Origin of the sequence: Hydrocoleum sp. CS-953, from assembly GCF_002260545.1 — a bacterium.
Lineage (GTDB): Bacteria > Cyanobacteriota > Cyanobacteriia > Cyanobacteriales > Microcoleaceae > Trichodesmium.
In genome coordinates, this window is record NZ_LGSU01000798.1 from 1 (window position 1) to 4,733 (window position 4,733).

General features: G+C 35.2%; 3 protein-coding genes and 1 pseudogene. 3 read left to right on the forward strand and 1 reads right to left on the reverse strand.

The features are described 5' to 3' along the window. Nucleotides 1-398: pseudogene (locus AFK68_RS09930) on the reverse strand (photosystem II D2 protein (photosystem q(a) protein)); the annotation flags it as partial. Between the two features lie 464 nt (nucleotides 399-862). Between AFK68_RS09930 and AFK68_RS09935 the strand changes: the two are divergent. The 3 genes from AFK68_RS09935 to AFK68_RS09945 all read left to right on the forward strand — a co-directional run bounded on the left by AFK68_RS09935 (nucleotide 863) and on the right by AFK68_RS09945 (nucleotide 3,820). Then, on the forward strand, nucleotides 863-1,141 hold the full coding sequence (locus AFK68_RS09935) for a hypothetical protein (protein WP_094672566.1): 279 nt from the start codon (nucleotides 863-865) through the stop codon (nucleotides 1,139-1,141). Then, nucleotides 1,125-1,820: an energy-coupling factor ABC transporter ATP-binding protein gene (locus AFK68_RS09940; protein WP_094672567.1), complete on the forward strand. Its 696-nt coding sequence runs from the start codon at nucleotides 1,125-1,127 to the stop codon at nucleotides 1,818-1,820. Before AFK68_RS09935 ends, AFK68_RS09940 begins: the two co-directional genes overlap by 17 nt. Nucleotides 1,821-2,833: 1,013 nt before the next feature. Then, on the forward strand, nucleotides 2,834-3,820 hold the full coding sequence (locus tag AFK68_RS09945; RefSeq protein ID WP_094672568.1) for an SDR family NAD(P)-dependent oxidoreductase: 987 nt from the start codon (nucleotides 2,834-2,836) through the stop codon (nucleotides 3,818-3,820). The last annotated feature ends 913 nt before the right edge of the window (nucleotides 3,821-4,733 follow it).

A 4,733-nucleotide genomic window follows, 5' to 3' on the forward strand; every position in this document is an offset into this window, starting at 1 on the left:
GCAATTTCAATCTGACGTAGGCAGAAGCCAATCAGAGCAAATGCACCGTGTAGAGCAGTAAATGACCAAAGGCCACCAATTTGACACCAACGTGCAAAGTCCCACTGAGCTTCTGGACCCCAGAGGAATAATAGAGAATGTCCCATACTATTTGCAGGGCTGCTAACTGCAACAGTTAAGAAGTTACAGCCTTCTAAGTAAGAACTAGCTAATCCGTGGGTATACCAGGAAGTAACAAAGGTTGTTCCAGTTAACCAAGCTCCAATAGCCAAGAAAGCACATGGAAATAAGAGTATACCAGACCAGCCTACGAATACAAATCTATCGCGTTTGAGCCAATCGTCGAGGACATCAAATGGTCCTCGTTGAGATTGTGGGCGTCCCACTGCTACAGTCATTACAGAATTCTCCAAATAATTATGATAACTACGGCTTGTTTAATGTTTTTTCTCAATCAGTATCTATATAATAATATAGTCTTCTACTTAAGCAGAATTATGAGAAGTTTTATAAACATTGTTTAGTTTTATTACCGTGATTTTCATTATAGAGGTAATTCTTGATCGGGGCAACCAGAAAAATGAGTTTTTCCAGACATTATTTTCTTAGATTTTAGATTTTTAACTGCCCATGTCAATTCGCCATACAACCTCGTCAATCAAGAGCAAGTTGAAAATGTTGTAAAATTCACATAGAATTCAAGAAATACCTAGGATAGGGTATATCGTGGTAAAAATGTATGTTGAGAGGTAAACAGCTTTTGAAGCAAGAAGCCCTATCCGCAAGGTTAGAAATTTCTCGTTATACTGCTTGGAGTTAAAACTGGAGAAAGTTACCCTTCAAGCTCACTAATAATTTAAAGATGTTTACTATTGACATAATTGTGAAGTACACCCCTGTGCCATTTTCAGTACAACGTAAGTCCGCTGAGGATGCTGAGGCTGTTTATCAACAAGTTCTTGAGTCTATTCGCTCTGGAAACCCTCAAGTTTTAGAACTTACTTGTGAGAAAATGCCTGAGAAAAAGATTGCTGTAGTCATCAGTGAAGTTTCTGGTGTTCAAATTTCCCAGAAATCTGGTGCTGCTGCTACTGGAAGACCACCTGGTTTTGTCGCTCTACCCAATGAAGCCAAAGGATAAAACTATTAAAGTTACTGATCCAGCAATTTTAGTAGAGGATATTTGTTTTAATTGGCCTAACGGCAGCCAAGTATTACGCTCTTGTTCTCTACAAGTACCCAAGGGAGAGTTTTGGATGCTCTTGGGTACTAATGGCAGTGGTAAATCAACTTTGTTAAGATTATTGGCCAAACTTTTGTCTCCTCAGTCTGGAACAATTCATTTTGAAGGGCAAATAGGTTTTGTTTTCCAAAATCCTGACCATCAACTTGTGATGCCTACAGTAGGAGCAGATGTGGCTTTTGGCTTAGTTGAAGAGAAACTGTCTCAACTTCAAATTCGTAATCGGGTAGAAGATGCCTTGAGTGCCGTAAATTTATTAGAATTACAACGCCGACCTATATATGCTTTGAGTGGGGGACAAAAACAAAGAATTGCTATTGCTGGTGCTATTGCCCGCAATTGTGACATCTTACTTTTGGATGAACCTACAGCTTTACTTGACCCAGATAGTCAATTAGATTTGGTCAGTCAAGTTCAAAGTTTGGTCAAAAAGCGAGGTATTACTGCTATGTGGGTTACTCATCGCTTAAATGAGTTGGATTATTCTGATGGAGCATTTCTCTTAGATAAAGGCCAAGTAGTAGATCAAGGTAGTCCTGAACTTTTGAAGCAACGTTTAATTAGAGATTCATCTTAAGCGATCGCCTCTGGACTAAGCCTTTAAGTTTAAACTTTAGGATGTTAGGAATATTAGGTGTTGATGATTCTAGGTAAGTAGTTCAACAATCTAATAATTAATAATTAATAACTGGACAGTAAAAAGTTTTTGTATTCATAAAACATTTGGTTTCATGTGACAAAATGATCCAGATTCGACTGTCTCGTAAATGGCGAGCGAGCATTGAAGAATTTTGTCAAAAGTAGCCCTGACATACTTTTGGCTAAAATATACTTCCTCTGTTCGGCAAGTGTCAGTAAAACTATCTGTTCACTCGGATAACCATTGGAGGGTAAAGTACGAAACTAACGAGGAAAATCCTTTCATAAAGTGATAGGCATTTCTAGACTAAGTAGTTAATAATTACCTCTTCTTATATATAAGAGGATAGAGCAAAAGGATTTTTTTCCTTAAAAGGAGAGGCTTTATACCTTTATTTTTCGGTAAAACAAATTAATTGTATATTTTGATGGTTAGGCGAATAGATAGGAAAAATTATTTTTAGCACCACTATTGCTGTATACAAGTATATTTTTAGGTAATCCTGTATATGTGTATATGTATAGTCATTTNAAATTAATTGTATATTTTGATGGTTAGGCGAATAGATAGGAAAAATTATTTTTAGCACCACTATTGCTGTATACAAGTATATTTTTAGGTAATCCTGTATATGTGTATATGTATAGTCATTTCAGTTTAGATTGAGAGGAGAATTAATTACTGTGAAAGAGTTTCAGCCGAAAAAGTATTTCATCCTTATTTTGAAATGACTATAGTAATTTATTGTGGACGCAGGCAACTGCTTCAGAAGGCAACAAACAACAGAAAATATATCTAATTCCTAGTTTTAGAGGAATAGTATTTTCTAGCCCACTTAATTAAAAAAAAAATCACTACTTATACACCATTACAATTTTTTATTCCCTACTTCCTACTTACAAATGTTAAATTAATTTTTAACAGGTTACTTACTATTCAGATAGATTGAGATGACGAAAAATCTTTTGGGTAAAGTTGCCTTAGTCACCGGAGCAACTAGAGGTATTGGTAAAGGTATTGCTATTGGTTTAGGGGAAGCAGGAGCAACTATTTATATTACAGGACGGTCACTTAATACTAATACGATTTCTAGTGACAATGTTTCTGGAACACTTTTAGAAACCAAACAAGAAGTTGAAAAAGTAGGTGGTATCTGTATTCCTATTCAAATAGACCATAGTGATGATGAGCAGGTAAAGTTACTATTTGAACGTATTGAAACCGAACAAAATGGGCAACTTGACTTATTAGTAAATAACGTTTTTTCTGGAGTAGGAGCGATCGCTAATGCCTATGGTCAACCATTTTGGAAAAACACTCCGAGTCTTTGGGATGCTATTAATAATGTTGGTCTGCGTAGCCATTATATAGCAAGTGTTTTTGCTGCTCGTTTAATGATTCAGCGTCAAAAAGGACTTATTTGTACTATTTCCTCTTGGGGAGGACTGTCTTATATTTTTGGGGCTGCTTATGGAGTGGGAAAAGCGGCCTGTGACCGTTTGGCAGCAGACATGGCAGTAGAATTAAAACCCGACAATATCACATCAGTTTCCATTTGGCCAGGAATTGTCGGCACGGAACATATGTTGGAATTTGCTGAAGGTTTGAATAATCAGGATGATATTCAATCTCAAGATGTTACTTTCAGGGATAATTACAATTGGGAAACACCTTTGTTGACTGGAAGAGTTATTGCTTCTTTATTAGAGCAAAAAAATACCATAAATTTAACAGGAAAAGTACAAATTGTAGCTGAATTAGCTCAACAGTATAGAATAGTTGATGAAGATGGTAAACGCCCAGTTTCATTACGTTCTCTTCGTTTTATAGTACCTAATGCTATCCCTGGCTTGAGAAAATATGCTTGGCTTATTCCTGACTTTAAAATTCCTTGGTTTATCTTACAATGGAGAATGCTTCAATCTCCTAAAATTTAATCAATTTATTCAACTCTGATTAAAATAATTAAGTAATTAACCAAAATTAATTTGACTATACTTAGCTCTACTTACTTACTTAAACAGGACTTACGCATAGGTGCTAGATATAGAGTCAAAAAACTATAACGTTATAGTTTTGAAAACTAGATATGGTCTTTGCGTAATATCATTTCCGCTAGCATCGGTATTGTATAGCAAAGTTAGGGAACACTTAACTGGGAACAGGGAACAGGTAGCAAGGCTTAATATCAAGAAAAAAACTTAAATTTCCTGTAGATATTTAGGCTTGGGTTTACACAAAGGATATAAACGGACATGATATAAGTCCTATTAAAGTCTACAAGTAGATTTTTTCCCTTATTGAATAATTAATAATTATTNCTAGCATCGGTATTGTATAGCAAAGTTAGGGAACACTTAACTGGGAACAGGGAACAGGTAGCAAGGCTTAATATCAAGAAAAAAACTTAAATTTCCTGTAGATATTTAGGCTTGGGTTTACACAAAGGATATAAACGGACATGATATAAGTCCTATTAAAGTCTACAAGTAGATTTTTTCCCTTATTGAATAATTAATAATTATTAATTTTAATTAAATAATTAAGCTTTATTAGCCTGTCCTTTCAAGGAAAAAAAGTGGTTGTTTAGCTAACACACAACTATCCTACGGAATACTCCGCAAAAGTTTTTCATGTCGGGCAGCGTTAACGTTTGCGAAGCATTCCGTCAGGAAAGTTGTGCGGAACGCTAAACGCCATATCCAATCGACCAGACCAAGAGGAAAGTGCTAGCATATTTCCTTATATTCAATCTAATGGTTTTAACTAGAGGTAATTATTAATTATCAATTATCAATTATCAATTATCAATTATCAATTATCAATTATCAATTATCAATTATCAATTAT